Annotated in this window: 17 protein-coding genes; 2 read left to right on the top strand and 15 right to left on the bottom strand. The window is 68.8% G+C overall.

The window, feature by feature from the left end:
- The 3 genes from NDI79_RS01970 to NDI79_RS01960 all read right to left on the bottom strand — a co-directional run bounded on the left by NDI79_RS01970 (position 1) and on the right by NDI79_RS01960 (position 2,389).
- The gene (locus NDI79_RS01970) at positions 1-1,740 is read right to left on the bottom strand and encodes a MutS-related protein (RefSeq protein ID WP_310926772.1); all 1,740 of its coding nucleotides are present in this window, start codon (positions 1,738-1,740) and stop codon (positions 1-3) included.
- A gap of 114 nt (positions 1,741-1,854) precedes the next feature.
- Positions 1,855-2,115, bottom strand: a complete 261-nt coding sequence (locus NDI79_RS01965; RefSeq protein ID WP_310926771.1) for a UPF0058 family protein — start codon at positions 2,113-2,115, stop codon at positions 1,855-1,857.
- Positions 2,116-2,227: 112 nt separating this feature from the next.
- Complete coding sequence (locus NDI79_RS01960) at positions 2,228-2,389, bottom strand: DUF7563 family protein (RefSeq protein WP_310926770.1); 162 nt, start codon at positions 2,387-2,389, stop codon at positions 2,228-2,230.
- 230 nt (positions 2,390-2,619) lie between these two features.
- On the opposite strand from NDI79_RS01960, the gene NDI79_RS01955 reads away from it, so the two are divergent.
- Entirely contained in the window at positions 2,620-4,968 is a 2,349-nt protein-coding gene (locus tag NDI79_RS01955) for a PAS domain S-box protein (protein WP_310926769.1), read from the top strand.
- A gap of 107 nt (positions 4,969-5,075) precedes the next feature.
- Positions 5,076-6,872 (top strand): bacterio-opsin activator domain-containing protein, encoded by a 1,797-nt coding sequence (locus NDI79_RS01950; protein ID WP_310926768.1) that lies wholly within the window; start codon positions 5,076-5,078, stop codon positions 6,870-6,872.
- A 169-nt stretch (positions 6,873-7,041) separates the two neighbouring features.
- On the opposite strand, the gene NDI79_RS01945 is transcribed toward NDI79_RS01950, so the two are convergent.
- The 12 genes from NDI79_RS01945 to NDI79_RS01890 form a co-directional block, all read right to left on the bottom strand.
- Positions 7,042-7,449: a response regulator transcription factor gene (locus tag NDI79_RS01945; RefSeq protein WP_310926767.1), complete on the bottom strand. Its 408-nt coding sequence runs from the start codon at positions 7,447-7,449 to the stop codon at positions 7,042-7,044.
- Positions 7,450-7,559: 110 nt separating this feature from the next.
- Entirely contained in the window at positions 7,560-7,760 is a 201-nt protein-coding gene (locus tag NDI79_RS01940) for a DUF7835 family putative zinc beta-ribbon protein (RefSeq protein ID WP_008390029.1), read from the bottom strand.
- 203 nt (positions 7,761-7,963) lie between these two features.
- Complete coding sequence (locus tag NDI79_RS01935) at positions 7,964-8,767, bottom strand: N-acyl homoserine lactonase family protein (RefSeq protein WP_310926766.1); 804 nt, start codon at positions 8,765-8,767, stop codon at positions 7,964-7,966.
- Between the two features lie 70 nt (positions 8,768-8,837).
- Positions 8,838-9,122, bottom strand: a complete 285-nt coding sequence (locus tag NDI79_RS01930) for a DUF8011 family protein (protein ID WP_310926765.1) — start codon at positions 9,120-9,122, stop codon at positions 8,838-8,840.
- A 73-nt stretch (positions 9,123-9,195) separates the two neighbouring features.
- Positions 9,196-10,344, bottom strand: coding sequence for an acyl-CoA dehydrogenase family protein (locus NDI79_RS01925; protein ID WP_310926764.1), 1,149 nt, complete (start codon positions 10,342-10,344; stop codon positions 9,196-9,198).
- An 88-nt stretch (positions 10,345-10,432) separates the two neighbouring features.
- On the bottom strand, positions 10,433-12,094 hold the full coding sequence (locus NDI79_RS01920) for a long-chain fatty acid--CoA ligase (RefSeq protein WP_310926763.1): 1,662 nt from the start codon (positions 12,092-12,094) through the stop codon (positions 10,433-10,435).
- 90 nt (positions 12,095-12,184) lie between these two features.
- Positions 12,185-13,813, bottom strand: a complete 1,629-nt coding sequence (menE, locus tag NDI79_RS01915) for an o-succinylbenzoate--CoA ligase (RefSeq protein ID WP_310926762.1) — start codon at positions 13,811-13,813, stop codon at positions 12,185-12,187.
- Positions 13,814-13,874: 61 nt separating this feature from the next.
- On the bottom strand, positions 13,875-14,078 hold the full coding sequence (locus NDI79_RS01910) for a hypothetical protein (protein WP_310926761.1): 204 nt from the start codon (positions 14,076-14,078) through the stop codon (positions 13,875-13,877).
- A gap of 81 nt (positions 14,079-14,159) precedes the next feature.
- Positions 14,160-14,543: a methylmalonyl-CoA epimerase gene (gene mce, locus NDI79_RS01905; protein WP_310926760.1), complete on the bottom strand. Its 384-nt coding sequence runs from the start codon at positions 14,541-14,543 to the stop codon at positions 14,160-14,162.
- 49 nt (positions 14,544-14,592) lie between these two features.
- Complete coding sequence (locus tag NDI79_RS01900; RefSeq protein WP_310926759.1) at positions 14,593-15,090, bottom strand: hypothetical protein; 498 nt, start codon at positions 15,088-15,090, stop codon at positions 14,593-14,595.
- 57 nt (positions 15,091-15,147) lie between these two features.
- On the bottom strand, positions 15,148-15,459 hold the full coding sequence (locus tag NDI79_RS01895; RefSeq protein WP_310926758.1) for a hypothetical protein: 312 nt from the start codon (positions 15,457-15,459) through the stop codon (positions 15,148-15,150).
- A gap of 259 nt (positions 15,460-15,718) precedes the next feature.
- The gene (locus tag NDI79_RS01890) at positions 15,719-17,395 is read right to left on the bottom strand and encodes an acyl-CoA mutase large subunit family protein (protein ID WP_310926757.1); all 1,677 of its coding nucleotides are present in this window, start codon (positions 17,393-17,395) and stop codon (positions 15,719-15,721) included.
- Positions 17,396-17,406: the final 11 nt, after the last annotated feature.

Here is a 17,406-nt window from a genome sequence, read left to right as displayed (position 1 = left end):
TCACTGAACCGCGTCCGAGAGCGTCCGCTGGACCGCCTCCTCGCCGACGGCGGCCGCCAGCGCCTCGAACCCCTGTCGCTCCGCCCGGTCGCGGGCGTTGGCGACGAGTCGCGAGACGATGAACTCCGGCGTCGACTTGCCGACGGTGCCGAACCGCGGCTGGTAGTCCACTTCGAGCGCCAACTCCTCGGTCAGCCCCTCCGCGAAGATGCCGTCGATGCGCGCCTGCTCGGGAAGCGGGCTCAGTTCGTCGGCGAGGTGCGTCACGTACACTCCCAGCGCGTCCTGCCGGACCGTGAGCGACACCAATCCCTCCAGTAAGTCCGCCGCTCGCCCGGGTTCCGTGATGGCCTCGAACTCGTCGACCAACATGAGGGTCCGCCCGCCCGAGGAGAGCGGCGGGACGATGGACTTCAGCGTCGATTCGAGCACGCCCGCGTTGAAACTGGCGTGTCGGCGGTGGAAGACGACGGTGTCGAACGCGCCGACTTCGGCCTCCTCGGCCGGCACCGGCAGCCCCATCGACGCGAGCAGCGCCACCTGACAGAGCGTCTCCAGGAGCGTCGTCTTCCCGCCGGAGTTCGCGCCGGTCAGCACGGCCACCCGGTCGCCCGACGGCGGCGTCGAGTCGGGGTCACCCGTCAGTCCGTGGGTGCCGACGGCGTAGGAGACGGGGTCGACGTCGCCCGGAAGCGTCAGGTTGCGCGCCCCCCGGACGGCCAGTCCGTCGTCGACGAGTCTCGGCCGGACCAAGTCGTGTTCGGCGGCGAACCGACCCAAGGAGAGTTCGAAGGCGATGTCGGAGACGGCGGCGACGGCGGCGTCGACGTCCGCGCGGGCGGCCTCCACGTCCGCGCGGAGGTCCGCGGCGACGGACTCCTCTCTCGCCTCGGCGTCGGCCTCCAGTTCCGCGACGAGGTTCCTGAGCGTCGCGGAGGCGAAGTCGGCCTCGTCGTAGGCGTCGTCGGTCGTCGCGGACTCGACGCGCCCGCGCCGGAGGTCCGTCTCCTCGGTAACGTACTCGACGAACGCCGAGCGAAACTCATCGAGGCTGCGGACGCCGCGCGAACGCACGGATTCGAGGGCGTCGAGAGCGCCGCTCTCCATCTCTCTGACCGAGTCGAGGCGCTCGCGCAGGCGGTCGAGTTCCTCGTCGGCGCCCGCGGCGACGGAGCCGTCGTCCTCGACGTAGCCGAGGGCGCCCGCGGCCTCGCGGAGGGCGTCGTCGTCGATGCCGTCGAGGGCGGCGAACGTGGCCCCTCTCAATCCCGCCTCGCGGAGCGAGAGCGCCGCCTCGACGGCCGCCCGGTCGGACCCGCCCGCCTCGTCGTAGCGCGCGAAGGCGTCGAGCACGGCCTCGCGGGCGTCCCCGCCGAGCGACTCCCACGCCTCGCGGGCGTCGAGCACGTCGTCCAATCGGTCTTCGCGGTCCTCGACGCGCTCTAACGGTGTCAGCACGCGGATGCGGTCGGCCGCGTGGTCGGTGACGGCGTACTCGCCGGCGAGCGTCAGCAGTTCGTCGTACACCTCGTGGACGTCCCGCGTCCCGAGGGCGTCCATCCCCGCGGCGCCGTTCGCGCGCCGGAGGATGCGGACGGCCCGCCCGCGGGGCAGTCCCGCCTCGGCGAGCGTCCTGATGTCGGCGCCCTCGATGGCCTCGACGGCCCGTTCGACGCCGAGCGACTCGCGGAGCCGTTCGCTCGTCTTCGGGCCGACCCCCCAGTAATCCTGCAATCGCATACCGGGAACTGGGCGCGGCCGGTCTTGTAGGTTCCTCGTCTCCGTCGTCGGGTTCGGAGGCGGCCCGGCGGCCGGCCTCGACTGCGACGATACCGCTCCGGGTCGGAGCGGCGGTTATCGCGGCGAGAGATGCGTATCGCCCGCGGCCCCGCGGTCGGGGTCCTCGGCGTCCTCGGCGGCCGCCGCCGAGAGCGCCTCGGCGAGGAGGCGGACGGCCGTCTGGTGGTCCTCGCGCGAGGCGCGGAGCGACCGGGCGGAGATACCGAGCGCGCGGTACGACGCGAACGCCTCGGCGTCGACGAGGCCGCGGTCGACGAAGTCCTCGGCCACGCACGTTAGGAGGGCGTGCAGATGGACCAGTTCGTTCTTCTTCATCCGAGCGACCTAGGGGCTCGGAGCGGGTAAGTTTCCCGCCCGTGTGCGGGGAAGAGAACGGCGGCGGGCGCGGCGTGCGGAGGCGCGGTCCGCCCGCCGTCCGCCGCCCGCCTCAGGAGGAGAGACGCCTCGTCCGCGCCTCGCGGACGTCGCCGCCGTCGCGCAGTTTGTCCTCGCAGTGGGGGCAGACGCGCGGGTCGTCGGTGCCGTCGGGGGCGAACACCCGGACGTAGTCTCTCGTCACGAACGACTCGCAGTTTCGGCACTTAGGCATCGGGAACCACCTGGTCGGGGACCGGAACGGAGTGCGGGGCGGTTGACTCGTCGAACGTTAAGATTCGCTTTGACATTCTCTTTCTTTGATAATCCGAGAGCGCTCCTAACTCGCCGTCCTACGTGGTTAGGGCGGCGCCGTGGGATTGGGAAAGGGGTATATGTTTCGGCCGAGGACACCATACAAGCAACGGCGCCCCGGCGCGCGGTCCGCGGGGCGCGGCGACAACCATGGAGGACTCTACGAGACGGTCGGCGGGCGAGTTCGAGACGGACGTGCGCGAGCACCTCGAACGCGTCTCGGACGCGGTGTTCACCGTCGACGCCGACTACCGATTCACCTATCTGAACGAGAAGGCGGCGGCGCTGTTGGACCGCGGGCGGGACGAGTTGGTCGGCGCGGCGGTCGCGGACGCCTTCCCGGACGCGGAGGCGGCGCCGTTCCTCGGGGAGTGCGAACGCGCGTTCGCCGAGGGGAAACCGACGACGTTCACCGACTACTACGCCCCCCTACAGAAGTGGTTCGAGGCGGACGTCTACCCCGCCGACGGGAGCGTCACCGTCTACTTCAACGACGTGACGGACCGGCGGCGCCGCGAGGAGCGCCTGGAACGCCAGCGGGACCGCCTCGACATCCTGGAGACGTTCACGCAGGTCATCACCGAGGTGAGCGGCGCCAGCGAGGACGCCATCTCGCGGGCGCACGTCGAGCAGTTGGTGTGCAGTCGGCTGGTCGAGACGACGCCGCTGACGTTCGCGTGGATCGGTCGCATCGACGGCGATACCGTCGTTCCCTCGGCGTGGGCCGGCGCCGAGCACGGCTACCTCTCGGAGTCGTCGTTCTCTATCGACGCCGAGGAGGCGACCGGACGGGGACCGGTCGGCCGGGCGATCAGGCGGAACGAGGTGCAGATAACGGCGAACATCGAGTCGGACGACGCGTGGGGCCCGTGGCGCGAGGCGGCCCTCGAACGCGGGTTCGAGTCCTGCGTCTGCGTTCCGCTGGAGTATCGCGGATCGAACTACGGCGTCCTCGTCCTCTACTCCGAACGGGAGGGCGCGTTCGGCGGCGAGGACGGGCCGAAGGACCCGCTTCAGCAACTCGGCGACGCCGTCGCCCACGCCATCGACACCGTCGAGCGCAGACGGGAGGAGCGCGAACTGAAGCGCCGCCGAGAGGAGTTCAGCACGTTCGTGAAGGACGTTGAGGAGTACTCCATCTTCCGACTCGACCCCGACGGCCACGTCGCCAGTTGGAACCGCGGCGCCGAGGAGATAAAGGGGTACGAGGAGTCGGAGGTGCTCGGCAAGCATTTCTCGATATTCTACCCCGAGGACACCGAGGACGGCTACCCTTCGGAACTGCTCGAACGGGCGCGCACGGAGGGACAGGTGAAGACCGAAGGGTGGCGCGTTCGCAAGGACGGCACGCGCTTCTGGGCGCTGGTGTCGATCACCGCCCTGACCGGCGACGGCGGCGCCTGCCGAGGGTTCGTGAAGGTCGTCCGCGACATGACCGACCGGAAGCGCCGCGAACGCCGCCTCGACGCCGTGTTCAACCGCACCTTCCAGTTCATGGGGCTGATGGACCCCGACGGGACGGTGGTGAAGGTGAACGACGCCGCCACGGAGTTCGCGGGCACCGACCGCGAGGAACTCATCGGCAAGCGGTTCTGGGAGGCGCCGTGGTGGGACGCGAGCGAGGACACCATCGCCGGCCTGAGAGACGCCATCAGGTGGGCCGCCGCCGGCGAGTTCGTCCGCTACGAGGCAACCGGGGCGGACCCGCGGACGGGCGAGGAACTCGTCCTCGACTTCTCCATCACGCCCGTCACCGACGAGATGGGCGAAGTCGTCCTCCTGGTCCCCGAGGGCCGCGACATCACGGAACGTAAGCAGCGCGAACGCGAACTCAGACAGGAGCGCGAGCGACTGGAGTTCATGAACCGCATCCTCCGGCACAACCTCCTCAACGGCCTCAACGTCGTCAGCGCGCGGGCGGAGATTCTGGAGGACTTCGTCGACGAACCGGGCCGGACGCACCTCTCGACGGTGCGCGGTCGCATCGAGGAGATGGTCGACCTCGTGGAGACGATGCGCTCGTTCACGAAGGCCATCGTCCACAGCGAGGCGCACGAACTGGAACCGAAACCGCTCGGGAAGACGCTCGTGCGCGAACTCGAACGCATCGACGACGACAACGAACACGTCGTCGTCTCGACGGAGCGACCCATCCCGGACGTGGACGTCCTCGCCGACGACCTGCTGCCGCAGGTGTTCGAGAACCTCCTCACGAACGCCGTCCAGCACAACGACAAGGCCGTCCCGCGGGTCGCCGTCGACGTCGAGGAGTGCAGCGACGGCATGGTCGCCGTCCGAATCGAGGACAACGGCCCGGGCGTCCCCGACAAGGAGAAACGCCACATCGTCGAGAAGGGCGTCGAGGGGCTCTCGACGCCCGGCAGCGGGTTCGGCCTCTACCTCGTGAAGGAACTCGTCGACAGTTACGGCGGCACTATCGACGTGAGCGACAACGACCCCACGGGCGCCGTCTTCACCATCGTGCTCCAGACGGTGTGAACCGAATCCGGCGCGTTCTTTACGTTCGTTAGTGTTCCACGGCGGATAAATTCGACCGCCAAGGGGCCAGATATATATCTGTGGGGGCAGTTCGAAAAGTTATCAGCATGTCCACCGAACGCTCGCTGGGTGAGGAGAAGGACGGTCGCTCAGCGACGCCCGTCGTCCTGGTCGTCGACGACGACGAGGACCTGGCGGACACCTGCGAATACTGGCTCCGGGACGACTACGACGTCCGAGTCGCGTACGGCGGCGAGGACGCCCTGGACCAAGTCGACGAGACGGTCGACGTGGTCCTCCTGGACCGTCGGATGCCCAACCTCTCGGGCGACGACGTGCTCGAAGCCCTCCGCGACCGCGGCCTCGACTGCCACGTGGCGATGATGACCGCGGTCGAACCCGACACCGACATCGTCGACATGCCGTTCGACGACTACCTCGTGAAGCCGGTGACGAAGACGGACGTCCGCGAGGCCGTCGACGAACTCGTCGTGCGCTCGGACTTCGACGAGGAGGTGCGGGAGTTCTTCGCGCTCGAATCGACGGAGGAAGCCCTCGAGACGCGCGACCTCGACGACCTGCGCGACCCGGAGGTCCTGAGCGAACTCCGCGAACAGGTCGAGGCGGTCCGGAAGGGTCAGGCCGACGAAATCGAGAAGCGACAGCGGCAACTCGACCGACTGCACCACATCAACGACTTACTGAGAGAGGTCGACCGGGCGCTCGTCGACGCGACGACCCGCGAGGAGATAGAGGAGACCGTCTGCGAGTCGCTGGCGTCGTTCGACGCCTACGCCGCCGCGTGGGTCGCCCGCTACAGCGACGCCGTGAACGCGGTCACCTGCCGGACCTCCTCGGGCGTCGCGCCGCCGCGGCTCAACGGCACGGCGGAGGCGGTCACGCCCGTCGTCCGCGCGGCCCTGCAGGAGCGGCGGGTCCAGTTGGTCGACGACGTGAGCGCCGACCACTTCGCGGCGGTGTTCGAGTCGAACGGGGCGGCCCCGCCGGACCTCGACCGCGAGAGCCTCTCGGCCGTCGTCGTCCCCATCGCGTACCGCGACACCGCCTACGGCGCCCTCGTCGTCTACACCGACCGGGGGGCGTCGCTCGGCGACGACGACCGGACGGTGTTCGAGGAACTCGGCGCGACCATCGGTCACGGCATCAACGCCGCCGAATCCAAGCGTCTCCTCTACAGCGACACCGCGGTCGAACTGGAGTTCTCACACGAGGACAGAGACGACCTGTTCGTCGACCTCTCGGCGGTCGCGGACTGCCGCGTCACGCTCCAGGGGTTCTCGCCCGCCGCGGACGGCGGCGTCTCCTGTTATCTGAGCACCGAGGGCGCCGACACCGAGGCGATACTGGAGTATCTCACCACGCACGAGTCCGTCGAGAACGCTCGGACCATCACGGACGGTCCCGAGGAGTCCATGTTCGAGGTGCGCATCACCGGGTCGACGGTGCTGGGTCCGCTGATCGAGTTCGGGGCCAGCGTCAACACGCTCACCGCGACGAACGGCGCCGGGTCGCTCGCGGTCACCGTCTCGCCCGACGCGGACCTGCGCGTCCTGAGCGACACGGTGCGCTCCGCGTTCCCCGCCATCGAAGTCGTCGCCAAGCGCGAGGTCGAGCAGTCGGTCCAGTCGACGGAGACGTTCAAGCGCGAACTGGAGGACAAACTCACGAGCAGACAGCACGACGTGCTGGAGACGGCGTTCGTCTCGGGCTACTTCGACTGGCCGCGCGGGAGCACGGCCGAGGAGGTGGCCGAGTCGCTCGGCATCTCCGCGCCGACGTTCCACGAGCACCTCCGCTCGGGCGAGCGGAAACTGATGGAGACGTTCTTCGAGGAGACGGCGGAGTCGACGGCGACCGAGAAGCGCCGCGTGACGAACAACTGACGACTGACAGTTACTAACAGTAACCTCACCTCACTCGGACCTTTCCCGTCGAGAGGCGTCGCTCGTCGGCGCGAGAGCGGGGAGAATCAGGGCCACCACACGTTCGCGGTAGCGTCGGGTTCGACGGCGGGGGCACCGTCGGGGAGAGTCGAGATTCGCAGTCGTCGCGTCAGCGTCGCGCGGGTTCGGAGGCCGACGACGCCAGCGCCGAGACGGCTTCGAGAAGCTCGTCCCGGGAGATGGGCTTCGTGAGGAGGTCGTCGAAACCGAGTTCCTCCAGTTCCGGCCCGAAGTCGTCCGCGCTCGTCGCGGTCAGCAGTGCGACGCGCGGTTCCACGTCCGTCTCGTTCAGTTCCTCCATGACCCGCTCTCCCGAGAGACCGGGCATGTGCCGGTCCAAGAGGACCACGTCGACGGTCGGGTCGAACTCTCTGAGCGCCTCGTGGCCGGTGTACGCCGTCCGCACTCGGTAGTGGTCGGACAGCCATACGGCCATGCTGTCGGTGAGGGCGGCCTCGTCGTCCGCGATGAGGACGGTGGGTCGCTCCGAGGGCACGTCAGCGGAAGTTACGGTCATGGATTTCCTGATTCACTCTGCCGAACGGTCGGATTCGCCCCGCGGGGTCACCCGTCTGCCTAGCGGGTTCGGGGGCGAGCGGTCGCCGGACGAGACGGACGCGTCGTCGTTCACGCGTCGTTCATCCGCTGGAAGCTCTCGTCGCCGCACGACGCGCACTCGGTGACGCGGTACGGTTCGCGCGAGAACTCCTGGTTCGTCTGCTTCGAGCTCTCTGTCTTCAGTTCGATAGAGACGTTGTGAGGCGTCCGTCGCCCACAGTCGTCACAATACTCCGTCAACTCGGTGAGTCCCGGTTCACTCTTCGACATTGTGGTTCGCCACTTACTGGTACTGCTGTCACGTCCATAGACAGTGGACCTAATCCGTTAGGGCGCCCCGCGTCGACCGCGAGGCGGCCGAGAAACCGGAATCCGTCCGGCGGGCGAATCCGGTCCGTAGACGCCGCCGAACCGGGCGGTAGGCGGTCGACCCGCCCTCGAACGCGCCATCGAACACGCCCGCCGGCGCCCGTTCAGACGTTCCAACCGTCGCCGAACGACTCGAAGCGTTCGAGGTCGTGGCCGTACAGCACGTCCCCGCCCGTCCGCCGCTCCAGTTCTTTCACGGTTTCGAGGCTCTCGAACCAGTCGCGCTCCGACCAGAGCAGCCCCGGTCCGAGCGGCACCTCCTCGGTGTAGTTGGCGTCGACGTAGCACTCGTCGCCGGCGACGAGGACCGTCTCGTTGGGCAGGTCGATTCGCGCCCCCAGCACGCCCGGCGTGTGTCCGGGTAGGTGATACAACTCGACGTCCTCCGCGAGGGTGTGGCGGTGGCGGTGGATCACCTCCCAGTTCAGGTCGCGGTCGAAGTCCGAGGCCAGATAGGCGATTGAGCCCTCCGTCGTCTTCGCGGAGTAGTAGGCGAACTTCAACTCCTCCTCGTGGACGTAGACGGGCACGTCCGTCCCCTCGAAGTGGCGGAGGCCGCCGGCGTGGTCGAGGTGGAGGTGGCTCATCACGACACCGTCGATGTCGGAGAGGTCGTAGCCGACGGCGTCGAGGTCGGATTCGAGGTCGTGTTCGGCCGCGTCGACGTGCTCGAACGCCTGATAGAGGGGGTCGGGCCAGTAGCCGTCGCCCGCCTCGGGGTGCGAGCCGGTGTCCCAGAGGAACGTCCCCTCCGGGTGGTCGACGACGGCGTTCCAGACGACGAACTCGACGCGTTCGTGGTCGGGGTTCGGGTTCGACGCGGTTCCCATCGCCGCGCCGTCGACGACGTAGCCCTCGTCGGCGAAGACGCGGCCTCGGTCCACCAGTCTGACTGTGGCATCGACCATGGGCGGACTAGGCAGCGACCGGCGATAACTGTTCGTTCGAGCCGGGTGCCGGGGTTCTCGGCGTCGCCGTCTACGTGAGAAGGCGGGCGAGCGCACCGGCGAGAATGAGCGCGAAGACGCCGACGGCGGCCGCTCGCAGGACGGTCACCCACCGCTGCCGTCGCTCCGGAAGCAGTTCCGCGCCGGCGGCCAAGCCGTTCCCGGCGGCGAAGACGAGCATCGTCGGGTCGCCCTCGCCGTACCGCACCGCGAAGTAGGCGTGGAGGGCGACGAAGGCGAGCGACCCGGCGAGGAATATCCGCGCACCCTCCCATCCCCTCGGCTCCGAGGCGAAGCGGTCGAGGCGTAACTCCATGGTCGCCAGTCACGTCGAACGGATAAATAGATGACAGGTCTGCGTCGCCGCCCGCGCGGTGCGGACGCGTCCCTTACTTCGACTGCCGGTAGATGAGGTTGCGCTGAATCTCGTTTGCGCCCTCGTAGATGACCGGAATGCGGACGTCGCGGTAGACGCGCGAGATGGGGTACTCGTTGAGCACCGAGCGGCCGCCGTGCATCTGCATCCCCCGTTCGGCGCAGAAGACGGCCGTCTCCGTCGACTTCGTCTTCGTCATCGCGGCCCAGAGGCCGGCGTCGTCGCCGTTCGCCACCTTCTCGGCGGCGCGCCAGTTGAGCGACCGGGCCGCCTCGAACTCCATGCGCATGTCGGCGAGGGTGTGCTGCGTCGACTGGAAGTCAGAGATGTTGCGGCCGAACGCCTCGCGGTCGTGGACGAACTCCCACGTCTCCTCGATGGCGCGGGCGGCGAGGCCGATGCCGTGACCGCCGACGACGACGCGGCCGTGGTTGAAGAACTCCGCGAGCATGTAGAACCCGCCGCCGGCCGTGCCGATGACGTTCTCCTCGGGGACGACGCAGTCGTCGAAGACGATGTGGCCCTGCTTGGAGGCGCGCATGCCCATCTTCTCGGGGATGTGCTCGGCCTCGTAGCCCTCCCGGTCGGTCTCCACGATGAACATCGTGTAGTTCGAGTAGCGGTCGTCGCTGTCGTCCGTCTTCGCGTAGACGGTCAGCCAGTCGGCCTCGACGGCGTTGCCGACCCAGTACTTCTCGCCGTTGAGCACCCAGCCCTCGTCGGTCTTCTCGGCGCTGGTCGTCATCCCGGCCATGTCGGACCCGGTCTGCGGTTCCGACACCGCGAGGCCCGAAATCTGGTCGTTCGCGGCGACGGGGCGCAGGTACTCGTCTTTCTGCTCTTCGGTGCCGTAGTGCTCGACCATCTCACAGCCGAACGAGGCGAGCATCATCGTCAGCGCGATGCCCGCGTCGGCCCGGTAGAGTTCCTCGTTGATTGCGAGGACCTGCTGGAGGTCGTACCCCTTCCCGCCGTACTCCTCGCCGATGTCCTGCGCGACGATGCCGGCGTCCATGCCGGCCTCCAAGATGTCCCACGGGTAGTCGCCGCTCTCGAAGTACTCCTCCGCGTTCGGGCGGATGTGCTCGTCGGCGAACTCGCGCGCCGTCCGCTTCACGTCTCGGGCGTGTTCGGGGACGACGCTCTCCTCTAACAGGTCCATATCCGATGAAAGAATCGTGAGGTAAAATAATCCTCGGAACTGTGGAAACCTTGAAACGAGTTTATCGTTTCAAGAGCGCCGACGCCGCTCAGTCGTCCGCGTCGGGCGCGGCGTCTTCGGGCGTCTTCCCCTCGACCAGCGACTCGTCGTCGTACTCCTCTCGGAGCACCTTCTTGTCGAACTTCCCGGTGGCCGTCTTCGGCACCTCCTCGATGAACACCACTTCGTCGGGCGCCCACCACTTCGGGAACTCCGATTTCACCATCTCGACCAGTTCGCTCTTCAGCGTCTCCTCGTCCGCGGACGCCGCGGGGACGACGAACGCGACAGGACGCTCCTGCCAGCGCTGGTGGGGGACGCCGACGACCGTCGCCTCCGCCACGTCGTCGTGGGCCATGAGGGCGTTCTCCAACTCGACCGAGGAGATCCACTCCCCGCCCGACTTGATGACGTCCTTCGCCCGGTCGACTATCTGCACGTAGCCCTCCTCGTCGACGGTCACCACGTCTCCGGTTTTGAGCCAGTTTCCTTCGAAGTCCTCCTCGTTGGCCTCCGGACGCTCGAAGTACTCCGTCGTCACCCACGGCCCGCGGACGTGGAGTTCGCCGAACGCCTCCCCGTCCCACGGGAGTTCCTCGCCGTCGTCGCCGACGACGCGCATCTCCAGGCCCGGGATGAGGAGGCCCTGTTTGGCCTGCTTGTCGTAGCGCTCCTCGTCCGGAAGCGACTCCATGCCGGGTTTGAGGCGCGAGACGGTGCCGATGGGCGACATCTCGGTCATCCCCCACGCGTGCAGGACGTCCACGTCGTACTCCTCGTCGAAGCGCCGGATGACCGACTTCGGCGCCGCCGACCCGCCGATGACGATGGTCTCCAGCGAGGACATGTCCGCGTCGTTCTCCTCCAGATACTCCAAGAGACCGAGCCACACCGTCGGCACGCCCGCGGTGAGCGTCACGCCCTCCTCCTCGATGAGGGAGGCGAGGTCGGCGGGCGACGGCGACGGCCCCGGATAGACGTGCTTCGCGCCGGCCGCGGTGGTCGAGAAAGGCATCCCCCAGGCGTTGACGTGGAACATGGGCACGACGGGCATCACCACGTCCGAGGAGCGGAGGTCCAGACCCGCCTCGGGCAGCGTCGCCATCGTGTGCGACCACAGCATCTCTTGGGTGTACTCGACGCCCTTCGGTTTCCCCGTGGTGCCGGAGGTGTAACACATCCCCGCCGGTTGGTCGCCCGGCAGGTCCGGCCAGTCGTACGTCGCGTCCTCGCCTTCGAGGAAGGACTCGTAGTCGACGACGTTCTCGAGGGAGGTGTCCGGAACCTCGCTTCCCATCACGACGAACCGCTCCACGGACGCGAACGCCTCCTCGTCGTAGGCTCCGGCCAGTTTCTCCACGAGAGAGGGGTCGACGAGGACGATTCGGTCCGCGGCGTTCTCCACGATGTACTGCACGTGGTGGTCGGGCAGCAGGGGGTTGATGGTGTGCAGTTGCGCGCCCATCGACGGCGCGGCGAAGTACGTCTCGTAGTGGCGGTGGTGGTTCCAACAGAACGTCCCCACCCGGTCGCCGCGTTCGACGCCCGCCCCGTCGAGGGCGTTCGCCAACTGCCCCACGCGGTCGGCGTACTCGGCGTACGTGTAGCGGTGAATCCCCTCGTGGGTCCGCGAGACGACCTCTCGGTCGGGGAACATCCGCCGCGCGCGCCACAGGAACGGTCGAAGCGTCTGGGCCGTTGCACCAGGCATACCGCGGACAGAGGGGCCGGACCCTCATTATCGTTTGTGAACTGCCGGCGCGGTACGGCGAGTTGGTTTCGCTGTTCCGCGTTCGGACGGTCAGGGGTCGGCGTCGACGTCGGAGTTCGAGCCGGACGGGTCGTCGGCGTCCGTTCGAACCGAGTCGGCCGTTTCGGCGTCTCCGTCTCCGTCCGCGTCGTCCGCGGCGGCGTCGTCGCCGTCCGCCCCGTCGCTCCCGTCCTCCCACTCCGCGAGCAGTTCGCGCACCGCGCCGCGCCGCACGGTGCCCGAGACGGTCCGCGGGAGTTCGTCGGCGACGGCGACGACGCGCGGGAGTTTGAACCCGGCCAGTCGTTCCCGGGCGAACTCGACGAGAGCGTCCCGGTCGAGTTCGTCTCCCTCGGGGACGACCAGCGCGGAGACGCGTTCGCCCCACTCCTCGTCCGGGACGCCGACGACGGCGGCGTCGCGCACGTCGGGGTGCGAACGGAGGACGTCGGCCACCTCGCCGGGGTCGACGTTCTCCCCGCCGGTGATGATGCGGTCGTCGACGCGGTTGAGGACGTACAGGCGGCCGCCGTCGTCGACGTACCCCACGTCGCCGGTCCGCAGGCCGCGTTCGCCGAACGCGTCGCTCGTCGCCTCCGGGTCCCCGTAATACCCCGGCGAGACGGTCGGACCGTCCACGACGAACTCGCCCGTCTCGCCCGGCGGCAGTCGCTCGCCGTCCCCGCCGACGACGGTCACGTCCGTCCAGAACAGGGGTCGGCCGACGGTGCCGGCGTGCTCGAACGCCTCCGAGGGCGTCGCCGTCGCCATCTGCGAGGCCGTCTCGGTCATCCCGTAGGTGGGGTAGACCGGGACGGAGTAGTCCCGACAGCGCTCGACGAGTTCGCGCGGGGCGGGCGCGCCGCCGAGGAGGACCGCCCGGAGCGACGACCCCAGCGTCCCGCGACTGTCCAGCATCCGGCGGAGCATCGTCGGGACGAGAGAGACGGCGGTCACGTCGAAGCGGTCCACGTCGTCGGCGGCGTCCCCCGCGTCGAACTCCTCGCGGAGGACGACGGTCATCCCGTACAGCGGCATCCGCAGGACGGGCGCGATGCCGCCCATGTGGTGGAGCGAGAGCGTCACCAGCCAGCGGTCCTCGGGGTCGAACCCGAGGCGGAACACCGAGGCGACGGCGCTGGCCAAGAGGTTCCCCGTCGTCAGTTTCACCGCCTTCGGGTCCCCCGTCGTCCCCGAGGTGAAGAGTAAGAGTTGCACGTCGTCGAAGGACCACGACGCCGGCGTCACCGAGTCGGGGAGCACGTCGGCGAGGTGGACGGTCCCCTGCGTCGCCGGCGCGTCGACGCTGACGAGGGGGACGGCGGCGGCGTCCGCGACGTCGGCGGCGACGGCTTCGGTCTCGGCGTCGCAGACGAGGGCGGTCACGTCGGCGGTCACGACCTGTCCGCGGAGTTCCGGGACGGTGAGGGAGTCCCCCATCGGCACGAGCGTCACGCCGAGGCGCATCGCCGCGTGAATCAGCGCGACGTACTCCACGCGCGGGCCGAGGACCGTCCCGAGGTGGTCGCCGGGTTCGACGCCGAGGGCGGCGAGTCGCCCCGCCGTCTCCTCGACCAACCCGTCCAACTCGGCGAACGTCCACGACTCGCCCGTTGCGGCCCGGACGAGCGCCGTCCCGTCGGGCGACGCCCGAACGCGGTGAGAGAGCCAGTCTCGCATCGTTCCCACCTCGCGGTCCGCGGTGAACTACCTTTCGCGACGCGGTCGGACCGCCCGACGGTCAGGAACCGAGGCGGTCTTGCAGGGACACGACCGCGTCCGCGAGGACGTACGACGGCGCGAGAATCATCGCGGCGAGTGCGACGACGGTCGCGAGTCCGGTGAAGAGACTCATCGGAAACGCCGTCGCCGAGAGGTCCGCGTTCAGGACGAGCATCGAAACCAGAAACAGCGTCGTGACCCGGTAGAGTTCGTCTCTGTCCACAACCTCATCTGTGGCATTCGATCGAAAGCTATGCCGGTCGGGGTCCTCGCGTCCACCCGTGCCGCGGCGATTCGGTCGCCGTCAGTGCTCGACGAACTCCACCAGCACGCCGCCCGTCGACTTCGGGTGCAGGAAGGCGACGTCGTGCCCCCACGCGCCCGGCCGAGGGTCGTCGTCGATGCACTCGACGCCCGCGCCGCGCGCCGTCTCCAGTGCGCCCTCGATGTCGTCGGTCCGCAGGGCGACGTGGTGGATGCCGGGGCCGTCGTCCTCCAGATACCTCGACACCGCGCCGCCCTCGTGCGGTTCGAGCAACTCGAAGTATCCCTCACCAAGTTCGAGGAACAGGACGCTCATCCCGTCGAACTCCTCCTCGTGGGCGACGGGGGCGTCGAACAGTTCGGTGAACAGGGCCGCGAGGCCGGTGGCGTCCGCCGTGGCGACGCCGAGGTGGTCGAAATCCATCGTGCGCGTGTGGTCGGCGGGAACGCGAATAAATCCGGAGGTCGGCGCCTCACCCGACGAGGGCCCGGACGCCGTACTCCGCCGCCGCGAGGACGAGGAGGACGAGGGGAACGGCGGGACCGAACAGAATCGCGTACAGTCCCAACGAGTCCGTCTCGCCGCCGACGCGGAGGAACAACCACGCGAGGAGGGCGGTCACGGCGAACAGGACGACCAACGGCGACAGGTACTCCCATCGCGCGTGCAGGTAGAGAGCGAGGCCGGCGTGGAGCGCCACAGCGGGCGTCGAGAGGAGGACGACGCCGGCCCACTGCGTCGCCGACGCCGAGTACTGCGCGAACTGCCCCGTGACGAGGCGGACGACGAACCAGAGACCGACGGCGACGACGGCGTAGCCGACGCCGCCCCCGAGGGCGAGAGCGCGGGTGCGGGAACTCGCCGCCTCCCGCGACCGGGCGGCGAGGGCGACGGCGGCCGCGGCCGCGAGGAGGGAGACGGCGGCGGTCAGCGCGTCCGACCCGAGGACGGGGTCCGGGGTTCCGGCCATCGGTCGTAGTTATTATCGGCATGAAAAGAACGTTCGGTGGGGTCGCCCCCGAGCGGACTACTCGCCCGACCGGGCGACGGTCACCTCGACGCCGGCGAGAGGGACGCGGAGCGTCGCCTCGCGGGCGGCGGCGCGCCGCACCGCGCGGCCCGCGGCCGTGACGAGCAGTCCGACGACGGCGACGCCGACCGCCGCCGCGACGGCCGCGACGGGGTACGAGAGGACGGCGACGCCGGCGACGACGAGGCCGACGAACCCGGCCTGAACGGTCAGGGGCGGGGCGTCGCGGGGCGACCGGCGGTAGACGCTGGGCGCGACGAGCGAGAGGGACGAACTGCGGTCCGAGTCGTCTGAGCGTTTGCGTGACATGGATGTATCTACGGAGTTCGGTCGAACACGGGACGGCGACGCGGCGGTGCCATCGGGGCGCGGCCGCGTCGGGAAGCGACGGTCGGCGGACCGGGCGAACCGCCCGCCGTCGGCCCGCGAGGGCCGGGCGGACGGACGGGTCGAACGGCGCTGATCAGGTGCGAAGGAACATACCAGTACCCACCGAGTGTCGGACAATCAACGTTTCTGAGGCGCGGGAACGAGTGTCACGGGGGAGACGAGGAGAGAGGAGGAGGAGTCAGGCCGACGGGCGGTACTCGCCGAACTCGTCGCGGAGCGTGTTCGATATCTCGCCGACCGTCGCGTACGTCTTCACGGCGTCGACGATGGGCGGGACGAGGTTGGCGTCGCCCGCGGCGGCGTCGCGGAGGGCGGCGAGGGCCTCCTCGACGGCCTCCTCGTCGCGCTCTTCTTTCACCTCGGCCAGTCGCTCCTTCTGTCGCTCCTCGTCCTCCTCGTCCATCTCCTCGACGTCGGGGTCCGGTTCCTCGTCGACCTGGTACTCGTTGACGCCGACGATGACTCGCTCTCCCTCCTCTATCTCGCGCTGACGCTCGTACGCGACGTCCTGAATCTGCCGCTGGACCCACTGGGACTTCACGGCGTCGAGCATCCCGCCGCGGCGGCCGACGTCCTCCAGAATCTCGAACGCTTCCTCTTCTAATTCGTCGGTCAGCGACTCGACGTAGTAACTGCCCGCGAGGGGGTCGATGGTATCCGCGGCGCCGGACTCGTGCGCGAGAATCTGCTGGGTGCGCAGCGCCGTCCGGACGGACTTCTCCGTCGGGAGCGACAGCGCCTCGTCCTTCCCGTTCGTGTGGAGGCTCTGCGTCCCGCCGAGGACGGCCGCGAGCGCCTGATAGCCGACGCGGACGACGTTGTTCTCCACCTGCTGGGCCGTGAGGGTGGAGCCGCCCGTCTGCGTGTGGAACTTCAGCTGCTTGGATTTCGGGTTCTCCGCGCCGAAGCGCTCCTCCATTATCTTGCCCCACATGCGCCGGGCGGCGCGGAACTTCGCCACCTCCTCGAAGATGTTGTTGTGCGCGTTGAAGAAGAACGACAACTGGGGCGCGAACTCGTCGACGTCGAGGCCGGCGTCGAGGGCCGCCTCGACGTACTCGATGCCGTCGCCGAGCGTGAACGCTATCTCCTGTGCGGCGGTCGACCCCGCCTCGCGGATGTGGTAGCCGGAGATGGAGATGGTGTTGAAGTTCGGCGTCTCGGCGCCGCAGAACTCGAAGATGTCCGTGATGAGCCGCATCGACGACTCCGGCGGGTAGATGTAGAGGTTGCGCGCGATGTACTCCTTCAGGATGTCGTTCTGGATGGTCCCGCGCAGTTCCTCGCGCGGCACGCCCTGCTGGTCGCCGATGGCGATGTACATCGCGAGGAGCACCGCCGCGGGCGCGTTGATGGTCATCGACGTCGATACCTCGTCCAGGGGGATTTCGTCGAAGACGACTTCCATGTCGCGCAGGGTGTCGATGGCGACGCCGGCCTTGCCGACTTCGCCCGCCGCCATCGCCGCGTCGGAGTCGTACCCCTTCTGCGTCGGGAGGTCGAACGCCATCGACAGCCCCGAGGAGCCGTTCTCGATGAGGTACTCGAAGCGCTCGTTCGTCTCGGCGGCGGTGCCCATCCCGGCGTACTGCCGCATCGTCCACAGGCGGCCGCGGTGCATCGTCGGGTAGACGCCGCGGGTGTAGGGCTCCTCGCCCGGGAAGCCGGCGTCCTCGCGGTAGTCGTGGCCGGCCACGTCGTCGGGGGTGTACAGCCGTTTGACCTCCTGTCCCTCGGTGTCGGTCCGAAACTCCTCCCGGCGCTCCCCGAAGCGGTCCAGCGTCGGCGCGAGCGTCTCCTCCTCCCACTCGTCCTTCGCCTCTCGTATCTCCTCCAATTCGTCGGGGTCGAACATGGTCGAAGATG

Source organism: Halogeometricum sp. S3BR5-2, from assembly GCF_031624635.1.
GTDB classification, from domain to species: domain Archaea; phylum Halobacteriota; class Halobacteria; order Halobacteriales; family Haloferacaceae; genus Halogeometricum; species Halogeometricum luteum.
The sequence above is the reverse complement of the archived record's forward strand: the minus strand, read 5'-3'. Positions and strand labels throughout refer to the sequence as shown.